General features: G+C 60.4%; 17 protein-coding genes and 1 tRNA gene. 15 read left to right on the top strand and 3 right to left on the bottom strand.

Annotation, left to right across the window (positions count from 1 at the left end; translation table 11 throughout):
- Window positions 1-13: 13 nt before the first annotated feature.
- Complete coding sequence (gene tsaD, locus NTD84_RS18725; protein ID WP_262168379.1) at window positions 14-1,039, bottom strand: tRNA (adenosine(37)-N6)-threonylcarbamoyltransferase complex transferase subunit TsaD; 1,026 nt, start codon at window positions 1,037-1,039, stop codon at window positions 14-16.
- A 199-nt stretch (window positions 1,040-1,238) separates the two neighbouring features.
- Here tsaD and rpsU point away from each other — a divergent pair, with 199 nt between their 5' ends.
- The 5 genes from rpsU to NTD84_RS18750 all read left to right on the top strand — a co-directional run bounded on the left by rpsU (window position 1,239) and on the right by NTD84_RS18750 (window position 9,790).
- On the top strand, window positions 1,239-1,454 hold the full coding sequence (gene rpsU, locus NTD84_RS18730; protein WP_002551877.1) for a 30S ribosomal protein S21: 216 nt from the start codon (window positions 1,239-1,241) through the stop codon (window positions 1,452-1,454).
- Window positions 1,455-1,934: 480 nt separating this feature from the next.
- Window positions 1,935-3,914 carry a DNA primase gene (dnaG, locus tag NTD84_RS18735; protein WP_262168382.1) on the top strand — a complete coding sequence of 660 codons (1,980 nt, stop codon included), beginning with the start codon at window positions 1,935-1,937 and terminating at the stop codon, window positions 3,912-3,914.
- Between the two features lie 67 nt (window positions 3,915-3,981).
- A complete protein-coding gene (gene rpoD / locus NTD84_RS18740; RefSeq protein WP_262168384.1) occupies window positions 3,982-5,829 on the top strand; it encodes an RNA polymerase sigma factor RpoD in 1,848 nt (615 codons plus the stop codon).
- A gap of 122 nt (window positions 5,830-5,951) precedes the next feature.
- Window positions 5,952-9,698 (top strand): bifunctional diguanylate cyclase/phosphodiesterase, encoded by a 3,747-nt coding sequence (locus tag NTD84_RS18745; RefSeq protein WP_262168387.1) that lies wholly within the window; start codon window positions 5,952-5,954, stop codon window positions 9,696-9,698.
- Between the two features lie 15 nt (window positions 9,699-9,713).
- Window positions 9,714-9,790, top strand: a tRNA-Ile gene (locus tag NTD84_RS18750).
- 51 nt (window positions 9,791-9,841) lie between these two features.
- On the opposite strand, the gene NTD84_RS18755 is transcribed toward NTD84_RS18750, so the two are convergent.
- Both NTD84_RS18755 and NTD84_RS18760 read right to left on the bottom strand, forming a co-directional pair.
- On the bottom strand, window positions 9,842-10,468 hold the full coding sequence (locus NTD84_RS18755; protein ID WP_262168390.1) for a peptidase M41: 627 nt from the start codon (window positions 10,466-10,468) through the stop codon (window positions 9,842-9,844).
- A 137-nt stretch (window positions 10,469-10,605) separates the two neighbouring features.
- On the bottom strand, window positions 10,606-12,960 hold the full coding sequence (locus tag NTD84_RS18760) for a glucose/quinate/shikimate family membrane-bound PQQ-dependent dehydrogenase (protein ID WP_262168392.1): 2,355 nt from the start codon (window positions 12,958-12,960) through the stop codon (window positions 10,606-10,608).
- Between the two features lie 174 nt (window positions 12,961-13,134).
- On the opposite strand from NTD84_RS18760, the gene NTD84_RS18765 reads away from it, so the two are divergent.
- From NTD84_RS18765 to NTD84_RS18810, 10 genes are all read left to right on the top strand, one after another.
- Window positions 13,135-13,596, top strand: coding sequence for an Lrp/AsnC family transcriptional regulator (locus tag NTD84_RS18765; RefSeq protein WP_046029956.1), 462 nt, complete (start codon window positions 13,135-13,137; stop codon window positions 13,594-13,596).
- Between the two features lie 176 nt (window positions 13,597-13,772).
- The gene (locus NTD84_RS18770) at window positions 13,773-15,455 is read left to right on the top strand and encodes a flavin monoamine oxidase family protein (RefSeq protein WP_262168397.1); all 1,683 of its coding nucleotides are present in this window, start codon (window positions 13,773-13,775) and stop codon (window positions 15,453-15,455) included.
- Window positions 15,456-15,467: 12 nt separating this feature from the next.
- The gene (locus tag NTD84_RS18775; RefSeq protein ID WP_262168400.1) at window positions 15,468-16,262 is read left to right on the top strand and encodes a carbon-nitrogen hydrolase family protein; all 795 of its coding nucleotides are present in this window, start codon (window positions 15,468-15,470) and stop codon (window positions 16,260-16,262) included.
- A gap of 48 nt (window positions 16,263-16,310) precedes the next feature.
- Window positions 16,311-18,737 (top strand): pyrroloquinoline quinone biosynthesis protein PqqF, encoded by a 2,427-nt coding sequence (pqqF, locus tag NTD84_RS18780; RefSeq protein WP_262168403.1) that lies wholly within the window; start codon window positions 16,311-16,313, stop codon window positions 18,735-18,737.
- A gap of 155 nt (window positions 18,738-18,892) precedes the next feature.
- Window positions 18,893-18,967, top strand: coding sequence for a pyrroloquinoline quinone precursor peptide PqqA (gene pqqA / locus NTD84_RS18785; RefSeq protein WP_009045898.1), 75 nt, complete (start codon window positions 18,893-18,895; stop codon window positions 18,965-18,967).
- Between the two features lie 87 nt (window positions 18,968-19,054).
- A complete protein-coding gene (gene pqqB, locus NTD84_RS18790; protein ID WP_262168406.1) occupies window positions 19,055-19,966 on the top strand; it encodes a pyrroloquinoline quinone biosynthesis protein PqqB in 912 nt (303 codons plus the stop codon).
- 139 nt (window positions 19,967-20,105) lie between these two features.
- Window positions 20,106-20,858, top strand: a complete 753-nt coding sequence (pqqC, locus tag NTD84_RS18795; protein WP_262168407.1) for a pyrroloquinoline-quinone synthase PqqC — start codon at window positions 20,106-20,108, stop codon at window positions 20,856-20,858.
- Complete coding sequence (pqqD, locus tag NTD84_RS18800; RefSeq protein WP_262168408.1) at window positions 20,855-21,130, top strand: pyrroloquinoline quinone biosynthesis peptide chaperone PqqD; 276 nt, start codon at window positions 20,855-20,857, stop codon at window positions 21,128-21,130. Before pqqC ends, pqqD begins: the two co-directional genes overlap by 4 nt.
- The gene (pqqE, locus tag NTD84_RS18805) at window positions 21,123-22,277 is read left to right on the top strand and encodes a pyrroloquinoline quinone biosynthesis protein PqqE (protein WP_262168411.1); all 1,155 of its coding nucleotides are present in this window, start codon (window positions 21,123-21,125) and stop codon (window positions 22,275-22,277) included. The genes pqqD and pqqE overlap by 8 nt, the downstream gene beginning before the upstream one ends.
- Window positions 22,243-24,069: a S9 family peptidase gene (locus NTD84_RS18810; protein WP_262168414.1), complete on the top strand. Its 1,827-nt coding sequence runs from the start codon at window positions 22,243-22,245 to the stop codon at window positions 24,067-24,069. The genes pqqE and NTD84_RS18810 overlap by 35 nt, the downstream gene beginning before the upstream one ends.
- Window positions 24,070-24,101 lie beyond the last annotated feature (32 nt).

The raw sequence follows: 24,101 nt of genomic DNA on the forward strand, positions 1-24,101 counted from the left end.
GCGAGCCCGCTCATCACAGCCCGGAAAGTTGCTCCATCGGCCAGCGTGCTTGCACGCTGATCGCCAGGCTCTCGTGCTGACCGGCCTGCAAACGCTGGCAACCGGCAAACGCAATCATCGCGCCGTTGTCGGTGCAGAACTCGGGACGCGCGTAGAACACATCGCCCTTCAGGTCGCCGAGCATTTTCTCCAACGAAGAACGTAACGCCTTGTTCGCGCTGACGCCGCCGGCAATCACCAGGCGCTTCATCCCCGCCTGTTTCAGGGCGCGCTTGCACTTGATGGTCAAAGTCTCCACCACGGCCTGCTGGAACGCCAGCGCGATGTCGCAACGGGCTTGCTCACTGTCGTCCCCGGCGCTGACGCTTTGCTGCCAGGTATTCAGGGCGAAGGTTTTCAGGCCGCTGAAGCTGAACGCCAGGCCGGGACGGTCGCACATCGGACGCGGGAAGGTGAAACGTCCTGCGACGCCCTGCTCCGCCAGACGAGCGATCTCCGGACCGCCCGGATAATTCAGGCCCATCATCTTGGCCGTCTTGTCGAAAGCTTCACCGGCCGCATCGTCGAGGGTTTCGCCCAACAGCGTGTATTGACCGATTCCGTCGACCTGCACCAGCTGCGTATGGCCGCCCGACACCAACAAAGCGACGAACGGAAATTGCGGCGGTTTCGGCTCCAGCATCGGCGCCAGCAAGTGGCCTTCCATGTGATGCACGCCAAGCGCTGGAATGCCCCACGCAAAGGCCAGCGCCTGGGCGCACGAGGCACCGACCAGCAGCGCGCCGACCAGGCCGGGGCCCGCGGTATAGGCGATCGCGTCGATCTCGGTCGGCACGCAGCCGGCCTCGGCCAACACCTGACGAATCAAGGGCAGCATGCGTTTGACGTGATCGCGCGAAGCCAGCTCCGGCACCACGCCACCATAGGCACGGTGCAGATCGATTTGGCTGAACAGCGCGTCGGCCAGCAGGCCGCGCTCACTGTCGTACAGAGCGACACCGGTTTCGTCGCAGGAGGTTTCTAATCCCAGTACTAGCATGGGTTTGCGCCTTGTTTAGGCTGAATTCGAAGGCGCGCATAATAGTCGCCATGCGATGCCCCGACTAGCGGTTTTCGATCAGAGGCTTTGCATTCCGAGCGATGAGGGGTTAACATCCGCAACCCTTAAAAACCGACGTCTTCAAGTGCTCTTTTGCCGCGAGGATGTTGACCCCGGTAATGAATGAAGGTAGCTCTGGATGCCAGCCGTCAAAGTAAAAGAGAACGAACCCTTCGACGTAGCTCTGCGTCGTTTCAAGCGCTCCTGCGAAAAAGCCGGTGTACTGGCTGAAGTTCGTAGCCGCGAATTTTACGAGAAGCCAACTTCTGAGCGTAAGCGCAAAGCAGCAGCCGCTGTTAAGCGTCACGCCAAGAAAGTTCAGCGCGAACAGCGCCGCGCCGTTCGCCTGTACTAATACACAGACGATCGTAGCAAGCTTCTGCCAAGCCCGGCCCTCAGCCGGGCTAATGGCATTTGCGGACAACGCTTGATGCTTCACCGTCAACGCCGCACACGCGACCGAGACACACCTGCTTTACAGCGTCAGACCTGGCTTTTTGCCAGCGGTGCACGTCTTTTCTGACGAGCCTTCCAAGGCTACTGACGAGCACACCTACTGATTCCTCTCACGACGATCAGCCCAAGGCACCTTCTTGCGTGCCCGCTTATGAGCTATCCGAGGCCATCGACCGGCCGCAGCGGATTCAGCGAAACACTTTCAAATAGTCGATTACTGATTGGTATTAACGTCAGTGGATTTTCGGCAGATACACTTCCCGACAGCGATTACGCAGACGACACTGGTCGAGCCGCACATTTTGCGCGCCTCAAACATCGACCCGCGATCGGCCGCACTTCGCTTCGGGTCCATTTCAGCGCAGATGACGAGAACGCCATGGCCGGGCTAATTCCCCAGAGCTTCATTGACGACCTTCTGAACCGCACCGACATCGTCGACGTGGTCAGCTCGCGCCTGCAACTGAAAAAAGCCGGCAAGAACTACACCGCCTGCTGCCCGTTTCACAAAGAGAAAACTCCCTCCTTCAGCGTCAGCCCCGACAAGCAGTTCTATTACTGCTTCGGTTGCGGTGCTGGCGGTAACGCCCTCGGCTTCATGATGGACCACGACAACCTGGACTTCATCCAGGCTGTCGAAGAACTGGCCAAAGCCGCCGGCATGGAAATCCCCCGCGAAGAAAGCGGGCGGCCGCACAAACCGCGCCAGCCTACCGATTCGCCGCTGTACCCGCTCCTCACTGCCGCCGCCGACTTTTATCGGCAGGCACTGAAAAGCCATCCATCGCGCAAGGCCGCCGTGGACTACTTGAAGGGCCGCGGTTTGACCGGCGAAATCGCCCGGGACTTTGGCCTCGGGTTCGCCCCACCGGGCTGGGACAATCTGTTCAAGCACTTGAGCAGCGACACCCTGCAACAGAAAGCCATGGTCGATGCCGGCCTGCTGATCGAAAACGCCGAAACCGGCAAACGCTATGACCGCTTTCGCGATCGTGTGATGTTCCCGATCCGCGACAGCCGTGGGCGCATCATCGCGTTCGGCGGTCGTGTGCTGGGCGACGACAAGCCGAAATACCTGAACTCGCCGGAAACCCCGGTATTCCATAAGGGCCAGGAACTCTACGGCCTGTATGAAGCACGCAAGAACAACCGCAACCTCGATGAAATCATCGTCGTCGAAGGCTACATGGACGTCATCGCCCTCGCCCAGCAGGGCCTGCGCAATGCCGTCGCGACATTGGGCACCGCCACCAGCGAAGAACATCTGAAACGACTGTTTCGGGTCGTACCCAACGTGCTGTTCTGCTTCGACGGCGACCAGGCAGGTCGCAACGCCGCGTGGCGGGCGCTGGAAGCTACCCTGCCCTGCCTGCAGGACGGGCGGCGGGCGCGCTTCCTGTTTCTACCCGAGGGCGAAGACCCGGATACGCTGGTCCGCTCCGAAGGCACCGACGCCTTCCGCGCGCGCATCAATCAGCACGCCCAACCGCTGGCGGACTACTTTTTTCAGCAACTGACCGAGGAATCGGACCCACGCTCGCTCGAAGGGAAGGCTCACATGGCCACCCTCGCCGCGCCACTGATCGACAAGGTCCCAGGCGCGAACCTGCGTATCCTGATGCGCCAGCGCCTGACGGAAATTACCGGTTTGAGTGGCGAAGCCGTGAGCCAGTTGGTGCAAAGCACACCCCAGAACGCCCCACCCGCCTACGATCCGGGCATCGATTACGACGCCATGCCGGACTACAGCGACTACCATCAGCCGCAGGCACAGGAGATGTACGTGCCGCAGCAGGAATGGACGCCGAAGAAACCCGGCGCCAGCGGCAAGAAATGGGACAAGAAACCCTGGGACAAGAACGGCAAGCGTGGCGGTGATCGGGATCAACCCAGCGCTCCCCGTACCCCGATTGCCGTAGAGGCGCCGACGCTGATCGCACTGCGCACACTCATCCATCACCCGGAACTGGCCGGCAAGGTGGAAACCGCCGATCACTTCGCCAACGAGAGCAATACCTACGCGCAACTGCTCGTGGCCCTGGTCGAGGCCGTGCAAAAAAATCCTAAGCTAAACTCAATCCAGTTGATGGCCCGCTGGCACGGCACCGAGCAGGGACGATTGCTCAAGGCACTGGCGGAAAAGGAATGGCTGATTGACGGCGACAACCTTGAACAACAGTTTTTAGACACCATTACTAGGCTATCAGCCGGTCAGCAGACGGATAGCCTGGAAGCACTCATCAGGAAAGCAAGGCAGCCTGGATTGACCGCAGAGGAAGCAAATCAGATCGCAAATCAGATGCGCGACCTACTAAATCGCAATAAGGCTGTACCAAACCCGACCTCAACTGGCGCGTGAGGTCATAGCTCAGGTATAATCCTCGGCTTGTTTTTTGCCCGCCAAGACCTTCAGTGGATAGGGTGTTATGTCCGGAAAAGCGCAACAGCAGTCTCGTATCAAAGAGTTGATCACACTTGGTCGTGAGCAGGGCTACCTGACTTACGCGGAGGTCAACGACCACCTGCCGGAGGATATTTCAGATCCGGAACAGGTGGAAGACATCATCCGCATGATTAACGACATGGGGATCAACGTATTCGAGGTTGCGCCAGATAAGGATTCCCTTATGCTGGCCGACGCCGATACCGACGAAGCCGCGGCCGAAGAGGCAGCAGCAGCGTTGGCAGCGGTCGAGACCGACATTGGTCGCACCACCGACCCGGTGCGCATGTACATGCGTGAAATGGGTACGGTAGAGCTCCTCACACGTGAAGGCGAAATCGAAATCGCCAAACGTATTGAAGAGGGCATCCGCGAAGTGATGGGCGCGATCGCGCACTTCCCTGGCACGGTTGACCATATTCTCTCCGAGTACACTCGCGTCACCACCGAAGGTGGCCGCCTGTCCGACGTTCTGAGCGGTTACATCGACCCGGACGACGGCATTGCGCCGCCTGCTGCAGAAGTGCCACCGCCTGTCGACCCGAAAGCCGTGAAAGCGGACGACGACACGGACGACGATGACGCCGAAGCGACGGATGACGAAGAAGAAGCCGAAAGCGGTCCGGATCCGGTCATCGCGGCGCAGCGTTTTGGCGCTGTTTCCGACCAGATGGAAATCACCCGCAAGGCCCTGAAAAAGCATGGTCGTGGCAACAAGCTGGCCGTCGCCGAGCTGTTGGCCCTGGCTGAGCTGTTCATGCCGATCAAACTGGTGCCGAAGCAATTCGAAGGCCTGGTCGAGCGTGTCCGCAGTGCCCTGGATCGTCTGCGTCAGCAAGAGCGCGCGATCATGCAATTGTGCGTGCGTGATGCCCGCATGCCGCGTGCCGATTTCCTGCGCCAGTTCCCGGGCAATGAAGTCGACGAAAGCTGGACCGACGCGCTGGCCAAAGGCAAAAGCAAATACGCTGAAGCCATTGGTCGCCTGCAGCCGGACATCATTCGTTGCCAGCAGAAGCTGGTCGCGCTGGAAACCGAAACCGGTTTGACGATCGCCGAGATCAAGGACATCAACCGTCGCATGTCGATCGGTGAGGCCAAGGCCCGCCGCGCGAAGAAAGAAATGGTTGAAGCGAACTTGCGTCTGGTGATCTCCATCGCCAAGAAGTACACCAACCGTGGCCTGCAATTCCTCGATCTGATCCAGGAAGGCAACATCGGTCTGATGAAAGCGGTAGACAAGTTCGAATACCGCCGCGGCTACAAATTCTCGACTTATGCCACCTGGTGGATCCGTCAGGCGATCACTCGCTCGATCGCCGACCAGGCCCGCACCATCCGTATTCCGGTGCACATGATCGAGACGATCAACAAGCTCAACCGTATTTCCCGGCAGATGTTGCAGGAAATGGGTCGCGAACCGACCCCGGAAGAGTTGGGCGAACGCATGGAAATGCCTGAGGACAAGATCCGCAAGGTATTGAAGATCGCTAAAGAGCCGATCTCCATGGAAACCCCGATCGGTGATGACGAAGACTCCCATCTGGGTGACTTCATCGAAGACTCGACCATGCAGTCGCCAATCGATGTGGCCACCGTTGAGAGCCTTAAAGAAGCAACTCGCGAAGTGCTGTCCGGCCTCACTGCCCGTGAAGCCAAAGTACTGCGCATGCGCTTCGGTATCGACATGAATACCGACCACACCCTCGAAGAGGTTGGTAAGCAGTTCGACGTGACCCGTGAACGGATTCGTCAGATCGAAGCCAAGGCGTTGCGCAAGCTGCGCCACCCGACGAGAAGCGAGCATCTGCGCTCCTTCCTCGACGAGTGATCACAGAACCCCCGGCCCATGCCGGGGGTTTTGCTTTATGCAGATAAAATTCCCCGTACCTCCCCCCCGCCGGATTGCCCGTCTACACTCGAAACATTCCCCCGAGCCATAACGAGACCGTTATGCCCAGACTGCCGACCGTGCTTTTTTTGCTGTCGCTGATCACCTGGACCGCAACGGCTGGCGCGCTGACTCTGACCGACGAAGAACGTAGCTGGCTGACCGCCCACCCGAATCTGCGCCTGGGTGTCGATGCGTCATGGCCACCCTTTGAGTTCCGTGATGAACAGGGCCTCTACCAAGGCCTTGCGGCGGACTACATCGACCTGATTCGCCAGCGGCTGGCCATCAAGCTCACGCCAATCGAGCCCGCAAGCTGGACCGCCGTCCTGGAGCAAGCCAGACAGGCCAAACTCGACCTGTTGCCCGGCATCATGTCGACCCCGGAGCGCCAGTCATACCTGTCATTCACGCGTCCCTACCTGGATTTTCCGATTGTCATCCTTGCCCATGTCGGCGGCGCTCAGCCGCGCAAGCTCGAAGACCTGTACGGCCTGAAAATCGCCGTGGTGGAGAACTATGCACCCCATGAACTGTTGCGCACCCACCACCCCGACCTGAACCTTGTGGGCATGCCCAACGTCAGCTCAGCGTTGCAGGCACTGGCGACCGATGAAGTCGACGCGGTGGTGGGCGACCTCGCCTCCAGCGTCTGGAGCCTGCGCCAGCTCAAGCTCGACGGGCTCTATGTCAGCGGCGAAACGCCCTATCGCTACCAACTGGCCATGGGCGCCCCCAAGGACAACAAGATCCTGGTCGGCATCCTGGACAAAGTCCTGGCGGACATGACCCCGGAAGAAATCAGCGCCATCCAGGAGCATTGGATTGGCACCGTTCTCGATCATCGAACATTCTGGTCCGACCTGTTGGTGTACGGTCTGCCAGGCCTCCTGCTGCTGATCACCGTGCTGGCGGTGGTCATCCGGATCAACCGCCGCCTGAGTTCGGAAATCGCCCGCCGCGTCGACCTCGAACAGGAGCTGCGCAGCAGCGAATACCATTACCGCGGCTTGGTGGAGAGCCTGTCAGCCATTGCCTGGGAAGCGCGGATCACCGATTTCACCTACAGCTACGTGTCGCCCCACGCCGAAGAGTTGCTCGGTTATCCACTGGCTCATTGGCTGATCCCCGGCTTTTGGCGCAACATTATTCACCCTGCCGACCTGACCCGCGCTCAGACCTTCTGCGATCACGAAGTACTGGCCGGGCGTGATCACAGCCTCGATTACCGCGTCATCACCGCCGACGGTCGCTGCATTTGGGTGCGTGACATCGTCAGCCTTATCGTGCACGGGCATGAACCGGTGATGCGCGGGCTGATGATCGACATTACCGAAGCCAAACGCACCGAAGAGGCTCTGCGCCTGTCGGAACAGAAGTTCGCCTCGGTGTTCCAGCAGTGCCCGGACATCCTGGTCATCGCCCGGCTCTCCGACGGCTGTCTGCTGGAGGTCAACGAAGCGTTCGAAGAACAGATTGGTCTCAGCGCTGATGAGGTCATTGGTCAAACGGCCACTGATCTGAACATCTGGGGCATTCCCGGCGTCGGGCCGGGCCTGCTGCAGCGCTTGCAGGCGGGCAGCATTCGTAACCTGGAGATGCCCTTTCGCCGCAACAATGGCCAGGTGTTTACCGGCCTGATCTCTGCCGAACCGTTCGACCTCGACACCACTCCGGCGCTGGTGGTGGTCGTGCGGGATATCAGTCAGCTCAAGGAAACCCAACAACAGCTGCAAACCTCCGAAGAAAAATTCGCCAAAGCCTTCCATGCCTCGCCCGACGGCTTGCTGCTGTCGCGGCAAAGCGATGGCTTGCTGCTGGAGGTCAACGAAGGTTTCAGCCGCATCACCGGCTTCAACAGCGCGATGTCGGTAGACCGCTCCGCGCTGGAGCTAGGCATCTGGGTCAATCTCAACGAACGCAAACAGATGCTCGACCTGTTGCACCGCGACGGTTTTGTCCGCGACTTCAGTTGCCATATCCGCCGTAGCGACGGGCAGATCCGCCTCTGCGAAGTGTCGAGCCGACCCCTGCCGATCGGCGATGAAGACTGCATGCTGACCATCGCCCGGGACATCACCGAGCGGCACCTGATGCAGGAAAAACTGCAACAGGCGGCAACCGTGTTCGAGAGCACCGCCGAAGGCGTGTTGATCACCGACACCCAGCAGCACATCAGCGCGGTCAATCGTGCCTTCACTGAAATCACCGGTTACAGCGAAAGTGAAGCACTCGGCCATACCCCGCGCCTGCTCGCCTCGGGTCTGCACGACAGCGCGTTCTACGCGGCCATGTGGCACCAACTCACCGCCGAAGGACACTGGCAGGGCGAGATTTCCAACCGGCGCAAGAATGGCGAGCTGTACCCGAGTTGGCTGACCATCAGCGCCGTGCGCAACCGTGACAAGTTCATCACCCACTTTGTTGCAGTGTTCGCCGATATCTCCAGCCTCAAACACGCGCAGGCCAAACTCGATTACCAGGCCCACCACGACCCACTGACCGGCCTGCCCAACCGCACTTTGTTCGAAAACCGACTGCTGACCGCACTCGACAACCAGCGAGAAAACGGTGGTCAAGGCGCGGTGTTGTTCCTCGACCTGGACCGCTTCAAACACATCAACGACAGCCTTGGCCACCCGGTGGGCGACCTGCTGCTCAAGGGCATCGCCGTGCGCCTCAAGGAGCAGTTGCGCGACATCGACACCGTGGCGCGCCTGGGCGGCGACGAATTCATCATCCTGCTGCCCGGCCTGCAACAGCCCAGCGACGCCGACCACATTGCCACCAAGCTGCTCAACTGCTTCTGCGCGCCGTTCCAGGCCGGTGAGCACGAGTTCTTCATCAGCGCCAGCATCGGCACCAGCCTGTATCCCAAGGACGGCTGTGACGTCGCCACCCTGGTCAAGAATGCCGACGCGGCGATGTACCGCTCCAAGGCCAAAGGCCGCAACCGCGTGGAAAGCTACACCCGCGACCTGACCGCCCAGGCCAGCGAACGCGTCGCCCTGGAACACGAACTGCGCCGCGCCATTGAGCGCAATGAGCTGTTGCTGCACTACCAGCCGAAAATCAGCCTGGAAGACAATCGCCTGGTCGGTGCTGAAGCCCTCATCCGCTGGCGTCACCCAACCTTCGGCGACGTACCACCGGAGCACTTCATTCCGCTGGCCGAAGAAAACGGCATGATTCTGCAAGTCGGCGACTGGGTCCTCGAAACCGCGTGCCGGCAGATGTCCGAATGGAACCTGGCGTATGAATGCCTCGGCCCCCTGTCGGTCAACCTCGCGGGCGCGCAATTACGTCAACCCAACCTCCTCGGCCGGATCGAACAACTGCTCAAGGAGAACGGCCTTCAGCCTGGATTGTTGCAACTGGAAATTACCGAAAATTTCATCATGAGTCAGGCCGAGGAAGCACTGGCGGTGCTGCATCAACTCAAACACCTGGGCGTGCAACTGGCCATCGATGATTTCGGCACCGGTTACTCGTCCCTGAGCTACCTGAAACGCCTGCCGCTGGACATCCTCAAGATCGACCAGTCGTTCGTCCGCGGCCTGCCGGATGATCCCCATGACGCCGCCATCGTTCGCGCTATCATCGCGCTGGGGCGCAGCATGCAATTCACCGTGATTGCCGAGGGTGTCGAGACCCCGGCACAGCAGCAATTTCTCACGGACGAAGGCTGCGAACAGATCCAGGGCTACATCGTCAGCCTGCCCCTTCCCGCTGACGAATTCGCTGCGACGTTTCTTCGTATACGGGTTTCAGACTTTTCGGATAGCACAGCCGAGAAACCGTCGCTATAATCCGCGGCCTACTGAGGGCCTATAGCTCAGTTGGTTAGAGCAGAGGACTCATAATCCTTTGGTCCACGGTTCAAGTCCGTGTGGGCCCACCAAATAAAGAAAGCCGCGCTGAATGCGCGGCTTTTTTGTGTCTGCAAATCGCCTCAGCGATCAGGCCTGGAAAACCGTCGAGCGTAGTGCAGGTCCAGCGTTTCGCCCGTCAGCACGGCCTCATACGTATCCGCAACCCGACCCCATTGCTCCACGATAACCATGCGGTCAACCAGCATTAGGGCCAATTCGGCAATGGTGGCCGTCCGTTCCTCGATGACCGTCTGCGTCCGGTCCCACAAGTGATCCGTCATCGCTTTCAGCTCAGCCGTGACGCGGTCAGATGCCGCGGGATCGGTATCGGGATAGCTGAGATTGCGCAGCAGCTGCTGAAGCTCTTTCAGCTTGGCGTAATCCTGTTCTGCCCCCGAAGCGCCTTTGAGGATCGTGACCGCTTTCAACTTGTCGACGCACTTTCCGGACGATAAGGTCTGCCCCATGGCGCCGGCCATCAGCACCATCATCCGGGCTTCCAAATGCGCTTTCATGGCGTCTATCGACGAAATCGAACGCGCCAAGGTTATGGAAGCGCTTCCCTGGTGCCGCAAGTCCATGGTCACAGACAAACTCACGCCGCCTGTTGCAAATCCCAAGGTGCGGGCCACAACGTAATGGCTCATTTCGTGATGGGCAATCTGCAACGCATGATCCCGTACAGCGGTGGGCATGTTCCTCGTCATCTCAGCGCCTCGCCTCCCCGATTACGCATTCGACTACGAGGGACAGTCGCTGTCCATCCTGTCATGCGTTGAGCACGATTCGCTCAGGCAAAAAAGCCGCGCAAGTGCGCGGCTTTTTCGTACGAGCGATTCAGCCTTTACTTGGGCAGCGCGTACGCAATCACGTAGTCCCCGCGATCCGTCGACTGACGCGCGCCGCCGACCGTCAACAAGATGTACTGCTTGCCGGTTTTCGGCGAAACGTAGGTCATCGGGCCGGACTGACTGCCGACCGGCAAGCGAGATTTCCAGATTTCATTGCCGTTGCCGGTATCGAAGGCACGCAGGTAGAAGTCCTGGGTGCCGGCGAAGAACAGCAGGCCCGATTGCGTGGCCAGTGAAGCCCCGAGGGTCGGCATGCCAATCGGGATCGGCAGGTGCATGCGGATGCCCAGCGGGCCGGTGTCCTGCACGGTGCCGACCGGGACTTGCCACATCAGTTTGTGGGTCTTGAGGTCGATGGCGGACATCGTGCCGAACGGTGGCTTCTGGCACGGAATGCCCGCCGCCGAAAGGAAACGTTCGCGCATCGCGCCAAATGGCGTGCCTTCCTGTGGCACTACGCCCATTTCGATACCACTGGCACCGGCGGCGATCTTGTTGCGCGGGATCATGTAGTTGGCGAGGCCCAGGCGCATGTCGTTGACGAACATGTAATTCGTGTTCGGATCAACCGACACGCTGCCCCAGTTCATGCCGCCCAGCGAGCCCGGGAACTGCAGCGCACGATCGAGTCCCGGCGGAGTGTAGACGCCTTCGTGACGCATGCCTTTGAACTGGATGCGGCACATCAACTGGTCGAACGGCGTGGCGCCCCACATGTCAGCTTCAGTCAGGGTCTTGTTGCCAATGGACGGCATGTCGACCGAAAACGGCTGGGTCGGCGAGTAGCGTTCGCCGGGCACGTTGCCCTGCGGCACCGGACGCTCTTCGACACGGGCAATCGGCACGCCGGTTTCACGGTTGAGCAGGAAGATTTCGCCCTGCTTGGTGACTTGCGCCAGCGCCGGTTGCACGCCGCCCTTGTCGTCCGGCACGTCGTACAGCAGCGGTTGCGCCGGCAGGTCGAAGTCCCACAGGTCGTGATGTGTGGTCTGGAAGTGCCAGCGTACCTGACCGGTCTTCACGTCGATGGCGACGATGGACGAGTTCCACTTGTCATCGAAGGCGGTGCGTTGGCCGCCGAAGAAGTCCGGGGTGGCGTTGCCGGTGGGCAAGTAGACCAGACCCAGTTTGGCGTCGTAGGACATGGCCGACCACACGTTCGGGGTGCCACGGGTGTAAGTCTCGCCGGCCGGTGGGCGTTTGGTGGTGTTCGGATTGCCCGGATCCCACGCCCACACCAGTTCGCCACTGCGAACGTCGTAGGCGCGAACCACGCCGGGTGGTTCGCCGGTGGAATAGTTGTCGGCCACGCGCCCGCCAACGATCACCACCTCACCCGCGACCAATGGCGTCGAGGTCTGCTGGTAGTAACCGGGTTTCACTTCGCCCATGTCGGTGGTCAGATCCACCGTGCCCTTGTTGCCAAACTCTTCACACGGCTTGCCGGTGTCGGCGTTGATGGCGATCAGACGAGCATCGCCCGTCGGCAGAAACAGACGTTTCGTACAGGCAGTTGGCTGAACGTCTGAAGACATAGGGGTTTCGGAGTAACCCAATCCCCGGCAACGCTGCCAGTTTGGCGCAGTGCCTTGTGGATCAAATTTCCAGCGCTGGGTGCCGGTGTCGGCATCCAGGGCGAAGACTTTGCCGTAGGCCGTGCAGGTGTAAACCGTGTCGCCGATTTGCAGCGGGGTGTTCTGGTCTTCAGCGCCAGCGCCGGTACTTTGCGGAATATCGCCGGTGCGGAAAGTCCACGCCACCTGCAATTTGTCGATGTTGCCCTTGTTGATCTGGTCCAGCGCAGCAAAGCGGTTGCCCGCGGTGGTGTTGCCCCAGTGGGCCCAATCTTTCTGCTCGGTGCCGGGAGTGACGGGCGTCACCGCAGGTTCGATGTCGGCCTTGACCACGTGGGTCGGCACGAACATGTAAGCCATAGTGGCGACGATGCCGAGGCCCAGAATGCCGGCGAGGCCGTAAGCACCGCGTCCCGCCGTCGCCCCCGACGCACGCACCAGCATCGGGTAGATCAAGGCCACCACCAGGCCGATCACCGCAAACGTCAGCACCCGCGATACCAGTGGCCAGTATTCAAAACCGCTGTCCCACACGGCCCAAATCGCGGTCAGGATCAGTGCCACCCCATACAGCCGCGCGCCTTGTGGGTTGCGACGGGCGATCATCAGCCCGGACGCCAGCATCGCCACGCCCATCAGCAGGAAATACCAACTGCCTCCCAGCACGATCAGGTAGCCGCCACCAGCCGCGAGGCCGAGCCCAATCAGTGCGATCAGGACACCCAGTCCCGCCAGCAACCATTTGCCGCCGCCGGCAGCTCCAGAATTATTCATGTCGGAATTTATCCCCATTTGTGACAAGCGCGGAATAATGTACTACCTGGTTACTTATGGCAAATTGTCGCAGGCAAAAATGGCATGAACGGTATCCAGCGTAGATCAAGCATCCGCATTTCGGGCTGTGCCTGTAACATGCTGACCCAATGATTTGCATCGCTGGAGACCCCCTTGCCCGACATCCGCCCGCCTGTTCTTGACGAAATCGACCGCCAACTGATCGCGGCGCTGCAGATCAATGCCCGCGAAAGCGTGGCCATGCTCGCCCGGCAATTGGGCATCGCCCGTACCACCGTGACGTCGCGGCTGGCGCGGCTGGAGAAGGCCAAAGTGATCACCGGTTATGGCGTGCGCCTCGGTCAACGGGTGGTGGACGGCGGGTTGCAGGCGTATGTCGGGATCACCGTGCAGCCGCGGTCCGGCAAGGAAGTGCTGCGCCGCCTTAGCGCCATGGCCCAGGTACAGCAGTTGTGCGCGGTGAGTGGCGAATTCGATTACGTGGCGTGGTTACGCACAGATTCGCCGGAGCAACTGGATCAGTTGCTGGATCAGATTGGCAGTGTGGATGGGGTAGAAAAGACGACCACTTCGATCATCCTGAGCAGCAAGATTGATCGCGGGCAGCCGGTCTAGGCACAGTTCCTCTTACATTGATCAGTGTGTAGTTATAGATCGTCATATTGGTCGACAACTCATCAAAACGACGACACATTGCGTCTTATTAACGTGTTCTACGCTCTCTAGAATGGCTGCCATCTTTTCCTATACTCAGACGCGCACCCCGCGTCCGGTCGCTAGCAAGGTCAGCCATGAACAAGAACAATCGCCATCCTGCAGACGGTAAAAAACCGGTCACCATTTTCGGCCCGGACTTTCCTTTCGCCTTCGACGACTGGATCGAGCACCCGGCGGGCCTCGGCAGTATTCCGGCGCACAACCACGGCGCTGAAGTGGCGATTGTCGGCGCGGGCATCGCCGGTTTGGTGGCCGCTTATGAACTGATGAAACTGGGCCTGAAACCGGTCGTCTACGAAGCCTCGAAATTGGGCGGCCGTCTGCGCTCCCAGGCTTTCAACGGCACTGACGGCATCGTCGCCGAACTCGGCGGCATGCGCTTCCCGGTCTCGTCCACGGCGTTTTACCACTACGTCGACAAGCTCGGCCTCGAGACCAAGCCTTTCCCGAACCCGCTGACGCCGGCGTCGGGCAGCACGGTGATCGACATTGAAGGCAAAACCCATTACGCACAGAAACTGGCGGATCTTCCTGCACTGTTTCAGGAAGTGGCCGACGCCTGGGCGGATGCGCTGGAAGCCGGTTCACAGTTCTCCGATATCCAGCAGGCGATTCGCGACCGTGATGTGGGGCGCCTAAAAGAGTTATGGAACACCTTGGTGCCGCTGTGGGACGACCGCACGTTCTACGACTTTGTCGCCACCTCCAAAGCGTTCGCCAAGCTCTCGTTCCATCACCGCGAAGTGTTCGGCCAGGTCGGCTTCGGCACCGGCGGCTGGGACTCGGATTTCCCGAACTCGATGCTGGAAATCTTCCGGGTGGTCATGACCAACTGCGACGATCACCAACACCTGATTGTCGGCGGCGTCGAACAAGTCCCGCAAGGCATCTGGCGCCATGTGCCAGACCGTTGCGTGCACTGGCCCGAAGGTACCAGTCTCAAATCGCTGCACCGAGGCGCGCCGCGCTCCGGGGTGAAAAAAATCGCGCACGCCGCGGACGGCCGCTTTGCCGTCACCGACAACAACGGTGACACCCGCGAATATGCGGCGGTGCTGACCACTTGCCAGAGCTGGCTGCTGACCACCCAGATCGAATGCGACGAAACCCTGTTCTCGCAGAAAATGTGGATGGCCCTGGACCGCACGCGCTACATGCAATCGTCGAAAACCTTCGTGATGGTCGACCGGCCGTTCTGGAAGGACAAGGACCCGGAAACCGGTCGTGACCTGATGAGCATGACCCTCACCGATCGCCTGACCCGTGGCACCTACCTGTTCGACAACGGTGACGACAAGCCTGGGGTGATCTGCCTGTCGTACTCGTGGATGAGCGATGCGCTGAAAATGCTTCCGCACCCGGTGGAAAAACGCGTGGAGCTGGCGTTGAACGCGCTGAAAAAGATCTACCCGAAAGTGGACATCGCAGCGCGCATCATTGGCGACCCGATCACTGTGTCCTGGGAGGCCGACCCATATTTCCTCGGCGCGTTCAAAGGCGCCCTGCCCGGTCACTATCGCTATAACCAACGCATGTACGCGCATTTCATGCAGGACGACATGCCGGCCGAACAACGTGGGATTTTCATCGCCGGCGACGACGTTTCCTGGACCCCGGCATGGGTGGAAGGCGCGGTGCAGACCTCGCTCAATGCGGTGTGGGGGATCATGAAACACTTCGGCGGTGAAACTCACGCCGAGAACCCGGGTCCAGGAGATGTGTTCAACGAGATCGGTCCGATCGCCCTGCCCGAGTAAGAGGAGTCCTAAATGCGCGTAGCCCTTTACCAATGTCCACCGCTGCCCCTGGATGTCGCCGGCAACCTGCAACGCCTGCATCGGCTGGCGCAGGAAGCGAAAGGCGCCGACTTGCTGGTGCTGCCGGAGATGTTCCTGACCGGCTACAACATCGGCCCCGATGCCGTCAGCGTGCTGGCGGAGGTGCACAACGGTGAGTCGGCCCAGCAAATCGCGCGCATTGCCAAAACAGCCGGGATCGCCATTCTGTACGGTTATCCCGAGCGCACCGAGGACGGGCAGATCTACAACGCCGTGCAGTTGATCGACGCCAACGGCGAGCGCCTGTGCAACTACCGCAAGAGCCACCTGTACGGCGACCTCGATCACTCGATGTTCAGCGCCGGGCAGGGTGAGTTTCCGCTGGTGGAGCTCAATGGCTGGCAGCTGGGTTTCCTGATTTGTTACGACCTGGAGTTTCCGGAAAACGCGCGCCGCCTGGCGCTGGCCGGCGCCGAGTTGATTCTGGTGCCAACGGCGAACATGATTCCCTACGACTTTGTCGCCGACGTCACCGTGCGCGCCCGAGCCTTCGAAAACCAGTGTTACGTGGCCTACGCCAATTACTGCGGCAATGAAGGCGACATCCATTATTGCGGCCAGAGCAGCATCGCCGCACCGGACGGCCGCCGCGTCGCCCAGGCTGGCCTGGATGAGGCATTGATCGTCGGTGAGCTGGATCGCCAGTTGATGGTCGATTCCCGTGCGGCCAACCGCTACTTGCTCGATCGCCGCCCGGAGCTTTACGGCGACCTGAACAAGCGCTGATACCGCTTTATCCGCTAGCATTAGCGCTTCTCTGTTCTGGAAGTGCTCATGCCTGCGTTGAATCCCCCTTGCCCCCCTACCGAAACCCTGGCCAATGGTCTGCGGGTGACGCTGCGTCATGCCCCGCATTTGAAGCGGTGCGCGGCAGCGTTGCGGGTCGCGGCAGGCAGTCATGATGTGCCATTGGCGTGGCCGGGGCTGGCGCACTTTCTTGAGCACCTGCTGTTTATCGGCACTGAGCGGTTTCCCGCTGATCAAGGATTGATGGCCTACGTACAAGGTCACGGCGGCCCGGTGAATGCGCGGACCAGTGAACGCAGCACCGACTTCTTTTTCGAACTGGCGCCCCGAGCATTCGCCGGTGGGTTGGAGCGTCTGTCAGACATGCTCGCCCATCCGCGTATGACTCTGGACGATCAGCAGCGGGAACGGGAAGTGCTGCAGGCAGAGTTTGTCGCCTGGTCCCAGGATGAGGGGGCGCAACAGCAGTTGGCGCTGTTCGATGGGCTTTCACCGAGTCATCCGTTGCGCGGGTTTCATGCGGGTAATCGCGACAGCCTGCCGGTGCAGCAAGCGGATTTTCAGCAAGCGCTGAAAAATTTTCATCAGCGGTTTTATCAGACCGGGCAAATGACGCTGAGCCTGGTCGGGCCGCAAAGCATTGAAGAGATGAAGCGCATGGCGCTCAATTTCAGCGCAGTCATTGCAGAAGGAAAGCATGTTCCTCAGGCGGCACCTGCGCCGCTGATGCAATCTTCCGAGACAATGTATCAACAGGTGAGCGAGGGTCGACTCGACCTGCTGTTTACGTTCGAATCGCTGCCCCCTTCGTCGGCTGAAGCGCTGGCGTTCCTGTGCCATTGGCTGAACGCCGCAAAACCCGGAGGGCTGCTGGCTGAGTTGCGCTCACACGGTGTGGCTGAGCAGTTGAACGCCAAGCCGCTGTATCAGTTTGCCGGACAAGCCGTGCTGCACGTCCAATTCAGCACCACGGCGCCGGCGAGCATGATTCGCGAAAAGCTTCTGGATTGGCTGGGCTTTTTGGCGTCGCAGCAGGACTGTGTCCGTCTGCGTGAAGAATACGCCGCCGTGCTTGAGCGCCAGCAACAGGTCAGCAGCGCACTGGAAATGGCTCGGTTCGACAGCGAACAGCTTGAAACCGGGCTATCCGAGCAGGGCGTTGTAGCGCTAAAGGACATCCTGAAGAAAATCGGCGCTGTGGATAACTTCAGCGGCGACTGGCAGCTGCCAGCGCCCAACCCATTTTTGCGCGTCGAGCCGCCGAGTCAAAATGCCGGGCTGATTCGCGGACAAACCAGCAAACACCGTGGTCTGCGAACGTTTGCCCAGGATCGTTCACGCAGCCGGCGGGAAAACTCCCCGATGCAATACAGCCAGGCCGTGCCGGATAACACCGTGGAAGGCGCCATTTATCTGCGCTGGCGGCTCGGGTCCAAACCCCATGCCCGCCTCCAACAGCGACTGGAATCCCGTCTGCAATCGTTGCGTGAAAACGCGCGTCAGGCCGGCGTGGACATGTCCTTCAGTGCCTCAGGCAATGAATGGCTGCTGAAGGCGACGGGACTGCAAGCACCGATGCCCACAGTCCTCGAACATGCGCTAACAGCACTGACGAAGACTGACAGCGATGTCTCACACGACGCACCGAAAAGCCCCGCGTTGATACCGATCAAGTACCTGCTCAAGGCACTGCCCGAGCTTTGCCTTGAACCCGTGGCGGCTTCAGATGACTTGCAGCAACTATGGTCAAATGCACGTTGGGAAGGCCTGGCGGTCGGCCTCTCGGCACACATTCAAGCGGCATTGGGTCTGGCCCTGAGCCGCGTACCCGGCGTTGCCGACACCCGCCCGTCCCCGCCGTCTTCGATCAACGCACGGCGCTTGTGGACAACTTTGGACACCGGCGCCAGCGAACATGCGTTGCTGCTGTTTTGTCCGACGGCTACGCGGGAAATCTCCGACGAAGCCGCCTGGCGTTTGTTGGCGCTTGTCTGTCAGACGCCGATCTATCAACGCCTGCGTGTGGAGCTGCAATTGGGTTATGCGGTGTTCAGCACACTGCGCCAGATCCACGGGCAGACCGGCATCCTTTTTGGCGTGCAGTCGCCGCAGACTGCGCCGTTGCAATTGCTCGAACATATGGAGCGCTTCCTGAGCGACCTGCCCGAATGGATAAACGGCATCGACGAAGCAACCTTCGTCACCCAGCGCCAGGCGTTGGCCGATCAATTCGATAAGGAAGCATTACCGCTCTCGCAAGCTGCCGAGTTGCTTTGGCAGGCCAGGCACGCTGGCCACTCGTCGGATTATCTGACCCGGCTACCCTTGTCGATTCTGGTCCTTGAGCGCGCCGACCTGATCGCTGCCGCCCATCGCCTGAACAGCGCCGAAGGCGGCTGGCGCTGCCTGGCCAGCAGTTCCGCGCCGGGAGCGCCTTGGCAAGTGACAAAATGATCATTACCGCTGGTGCAATTAGCTTTTTCCAAGAATGCCGGCCAATCGAACTGTAATTTTGAGTAACATAGCCACCTAACTATCTGAACATCTCCGGCTGGAGGTGGACTATATGTATAGATCTCAACCGTCCCATCACCTGAAGGAGCGCTCCCATGTCCTGGTCCAAACCTGCTTACACCGACCTGCGTATCGGCTTTGAAGTCACCATGTACTTCGCAAGCCGCTAAGGTTTGCTGTTGTAGATGGAAAGCGATAGGCAACGCCTCGGTTTACCGGGGCGTTTTTATGTTCAGCGTTGAAATGATGGAGCGTCCATGTTTGTCCAGATTCTAGGTTCCGCCGCCGGCGGCGGTTTTCCTCAGTGGAACTGCAACTGCGTGAACTGCGCCGGTTTTCGCGACGGAAGCCTGAATGCCAAGGCCCGCACTCAGTCATCTATCGCGATTTCCGATGACGGCGTGAACTGGGTCCTGTGCAACGCCTCGCCGGACATCCGCGCCCAGCTCCAGAGTTTTGCTCCGATGCAACCGGGCCGCGCCCTGCGCGATACCGGGATCAGCGCGATCATTCTGATGGACAGCCAGATCGACCACACCACCGGCCTGCTCAGCCTGCGCGAAGGTTGCCCGCACGATGTCTGGTGCACCGACATAGTCCATGAAGACCTGAGCAGCGGTTTCCCGCTGTTCACCATGCTCACCCACTGGAACGGCGGGTTGAACTGGAACCGTATCGAGCTCGACCAAAGCTTCATCATCCCGGCCTGTCCGAATCTGCGTTTCACCCCGCTGCCGCTGCGCAGCGCGGCACCACCGTACTCACCGCACCGCTTCGATCCGCACCCGGGCGACAACATCGGACTGATCGTCGAAGACCTGAACACTGGCGGCAAGCTGTTCTACGCGCCGGGTCTGGGCAAGGTCGATGCACCGCTGCTGGAAATGATGGCCGGCAGCAACTGCCTGCTGGTGGACGGCACGATGTGGGACGACGATGAAATGCAGCGCCGTGGCGTCGGCACCCGCACCGGCCGGGAAATGGGCCACCTGGCGCAGAACGGCCCCGGCGGCATGCTGGAAGTGCTGGAACAGCTGCCCAACCAGCGCAAGGTGCTGATCCATATCAACAACACCAATCCGATCCTTGATGAGGATTCGCCGGAGCGCGCGGAACTGGTTCGGCGTGACGTTGAAGTGGCGTATGACGGCATGAGTATTGTGTTGTAGGGCATACAGACCGCTGCACGGTCTATCGCCAGCAGGCTGGCTCGCACATTGGAATGCGATCAACTGTGGGAGCCAGCCTGCTGGCGATAACGCCCTACCCGAAACGTAGAAATCCATCGGTTGCACCCGGAGAGCCGCAATGACCGACACCCCAATGTCCCCCGCCGAATTCGAGGCCGCCCTGCGCGCCAAAGGCGCCTATTACCACATCCATCACCCCTACCACGTGGCGATGTATGAAGGTCGGGCGAGCCGCGAGCAGATCCAGGGCTGGGTGGCCAACCGTTTCTACTACCAGGTGAACATTCCCCTGAAGGACGCCGCGATCCTCGCCAATTGCCCGGATCGCGAGATTCGTCGCGAATGGATTCAACGCCTGCTTGACCATGACGGCGCCCCGGGTGAAGACGGCGGTATCGAAGCCTGGCTGCGACTGGGCCAGGCCGTCGGCCTCGACCCCGATCAGCTGCGCTCCCAAGAGCTGGTGCTGCCCGGCGTACGTTTCGCCGTGGACGCCTACGTCAACTTCGCTCGCCGCGCCAGCTGGCAGGAAGCCGCCAGCAGCTCACTGACCGAGCTGTTCGCGCCGCAGATCCACCAATCACGTCTGGACAGCTGGCCGCAGCATTACCCATGGATCGACCCGGCCGGCTACGAATATTTCCGCACCCGCCTGGGCCAGGCCCGCCGTGATGTGGAACACGGCCTGACCATCACGTTGCAGCACTACACGACGCGCGAAGGCCAGGAGCGCATGCTGGAAATTCTCCAGTTCAAACTGGACATTCTTTGGAGCATGCTCGATGCCATGAGCATGGCCTATGAACTGAAACGTCCGCCGTACCACAGCGTGACCGAACAACGGGTCTGGCATAAAGGAATTACCTTATGAGTTTCGACCGCAGCAAGACCCCGACCTGGCGTCCCGGCTACCGTTACCAGTACGAACCGGCGCAAAAAGGCCACGTGCTGCTGTACCCCGAAGGCATGATCAAGCTCAATGAAAGTGCGGCACTGATCGGCGGTTTGATCGACGGCGAACGTAACGTCGCAGCAATCATTGCCGAACTGGACGCACAGTTCCCCGGTGTACCGGAGCTCGGTGAAGACATCGAGCAATTCATGGAGGTCGCCCGTGCTCAGCACTGGATCGAACTTGCCTGATTCCGTATCGGACAAGTTACCGCCCAAACCGGAAATTGGCCTGCCGCTGTGGCTGCTGGCCGAGCTGACTTACCGCTGCCCACTGCAATGCCCTTATTGCTCCAATCCGCTGGACTTCGCCGAGCAAGGCAAAGAGCTGAGCACCGAACAATGGATCAAGGTGTTTCGCGAAGCGCGGGAGATGGGCGCAGCGCAGCTGGGTTTTTCCGGCGGTGAACCACTGGTGCGCCAGGACCTTGCCGAGCTGATCGCCGAGGCGCGCAAGCTGGGTTTCTATACCAACCTGATCACCTCCGGCATCGGCCTCACCGAGCAGAAAATCAGCGACTTCAAGAAAGCCGGCCTGGACCATATCCAGATCAGTTTTCAAGCCAGCGACGAGCAGGTCAACAACTTGCTGGCCGGCTCGAAAAAAGCCTTTGCGCAGAAGCTGGAAATGGCGCGTGCGGTGAAAGCCCACGGTTATCCGATGGTGCTGAATTTCGTCACCCACCGGCACAACATCGACAAGATCGACCGGATCATCGAGTTGTGCATCGCCCTTGAGGCCGACTTCGTCGAACTCGCGACCTGCCAGTTTTACGGTTGGGCGCAGCTCAATCGGGTCGGTCTCTTACCGACCAGGGAACAACTGGTCCGCGCCGAACGCATCACCAATGAATACCGCGCCAAACTGGAAGCCGAAGGGCATCCGTGCAAACTGATTTTCGTCACCCCGGACTACTACGAAGAACGTCCCAAAGCCTGCATGAATGGCTGGGGCAGTATTTTTCTGACAGTGACCCCGGACGGAACCGCCCTGCCCTGTCATGGCGCCCGACAGATGCCGGTGCAGTTTCCCAATGTTCGCGACCACAGCATGCAGCACATCTGGTACGACTCGTTCGGCTTCAACCGCTTTCGCGGTTACGACTGGATGCCCGAACCGTGCCGCTCCTGCGACGAGAAAGAAAAGGACTTCGGCGGCTGCCGCTGCCAGGCGTTCATGCTTACCGGTGATGCGAGCAACGCCGACCCGGTGTGCAGCAAGTCGGAACATCACGGCGTGATTCTCAAGGCCCGCGAAGAAGCCGAGCACGCGACCCAGACCATCGGACAACTGGCCTTCCGCAATGAACGAAACTCACGACTCATCGCCAAAAGCTGAACCGTTCAGCGCCGCCAAGGCCGTTGCCGCGGGTGTCGACTTCGCCGAATTGCAGGTCGGACCGCATGGGCTGTTCTGGAACGAATACCGCCCCGAGGACGCCGCTTGCCGGATCTGGCATTGGCGCGATGGCCAGGCGCACTGCCTGACGCCGGTGGGTTTCAGCGTGCGCAGTCGCGTGTACGAATATGGCGGTGGCGCGTTTTGTCTGACGGGCGATGGAATTGTTTTCGTCAACGAAGCGGATCAGCAGCTGTATCGCCAATCGCTCAAAGGCGAATCACCGGTCGTACTGACATCCGGCGAATGCCGCTACGGCGACCTGCAGTTTGCCGACGGGCAGGTGCTCGCGGTGGAGGAGCAACAAGACCGGCATCGTCTGGTGGCCATCGATCTGGCAAGCGGCGTGCGGCATCTGTTGGTTGAAGGTGCGGATTTCTATGCCGCGCCGACGCTCAGCCCCGACGCAAAACGGCTGGCCTGGATCGAGTGGAGCCGTCCGGATCAGCCATGGACCGCGACCCGCCTGATGGTTGCCGAATGCCAGAACGATGGTCGGTTTGCTCAAGCCCGTTGCGTGGCCGGTGATGAGGTTCTGGAGTCGTTGCAACAACCACGGTTCGATTCCACAGGTTGCCTGTATTGCCTGACGGATCGCGGCGGTTACTGGCAGCCCTGGGTGGAATCTTCAGCCGGCTTGCGCCCGCTGCCCTGCGTCACCGCCGATCATGGACCCGCGCCTTGGCAGTTGGGGGGGTGTACCTGGCTGCCGCTCGGCGACAGTAACTACCTGGCGAGTTGGACTGAGGACGGATTCGGTCGGCTGGCGCTGCGGGGTGACGTCTCGGAAGACTTCACCGGCGACTACAGTCGGTTCCGTCATCTCGCACTGGATGCGCAGTTTATCTATTGCATCGCGGCATCGCCGGTCAGCGCCTCCGCCGTGATCGCCATCGACCGCAAAACCCGTCAGATCAAAGTGCTGGCCGGGGGATTGGCGCCGCTGCCCGCGGAGCAGATCAGTGTCCCGCAGACCCTCCGTTATTCGAGCGGATCGGGCGACGCGCACGGCTTCTTTTACCCGGCCATGACCGGCGAGAAGAAACCGCCGCTGGTGGTCTTCATCCACGGCGGCCCGACCTCGGCGTGTTATCCGATGCTCGATCCGCGCATCCAGTTCTGGGCGCAACGCGGCTTCGCCGTGGCCGACCTCAACTATCGCGGCAGCAGCGGCTATGGCCGGGCGTACCGTCAGGCGCTGCATTTGAGTTGGGGTGACGTCGATGTGGAGGACGCCTGCGCGGTGGTCGAGCACCTGGCCGGACGTGGGTTGATCGACGGCGACAAGGCGTTTATCCGCGGGGGCAGCGCTGGCGGCTACACCACGTTGTGCGCGCTGGCATTCAAGAAAGTTTTCCGCGCGGGCGCCAGCCTATACGGCGTCAGCGATCCCGTGGCCCTGGGTCGCGCGACCCACAAGTTCGAGGGTGACTATCTGGATTGGCTGATCGGCGATCCCGTCCAAGACGCCGAACGCTACGCCGCGCGCACGCCCCTTCTGCATGCGAGCAACATCAGCGTGCCAGTGATTTTCTTCCAGGGCGAACTCGACGCCGTCGTGGTGCCCCAACAGACCCGCGACATGGTCGAGGCGCTGGAGAAAAATGGCATTCTGGTTGAAGCGCATTATTACGCGGACGAGCGCCACGGCTTCCGCAAGGCCGGGAACCAGGCGCATGCGCTGGAGCAGGAGTGGTTGTTCTATCGACGGGTGATGGCGCTCGCGGACTGAAGACGGCATTCATTCTTGAGACAGCGGCGCCT

The organism is Pseudomonas sp. 14P_8.1_Bac3, from assembly GCF_025466085.1.
Taxonomy (GTDB): Bacteria; Pseudomonadota; Gammaproteobacteria; order Pseudomonadales; family Pseudomonadaceae; genus Aquipseudomonas.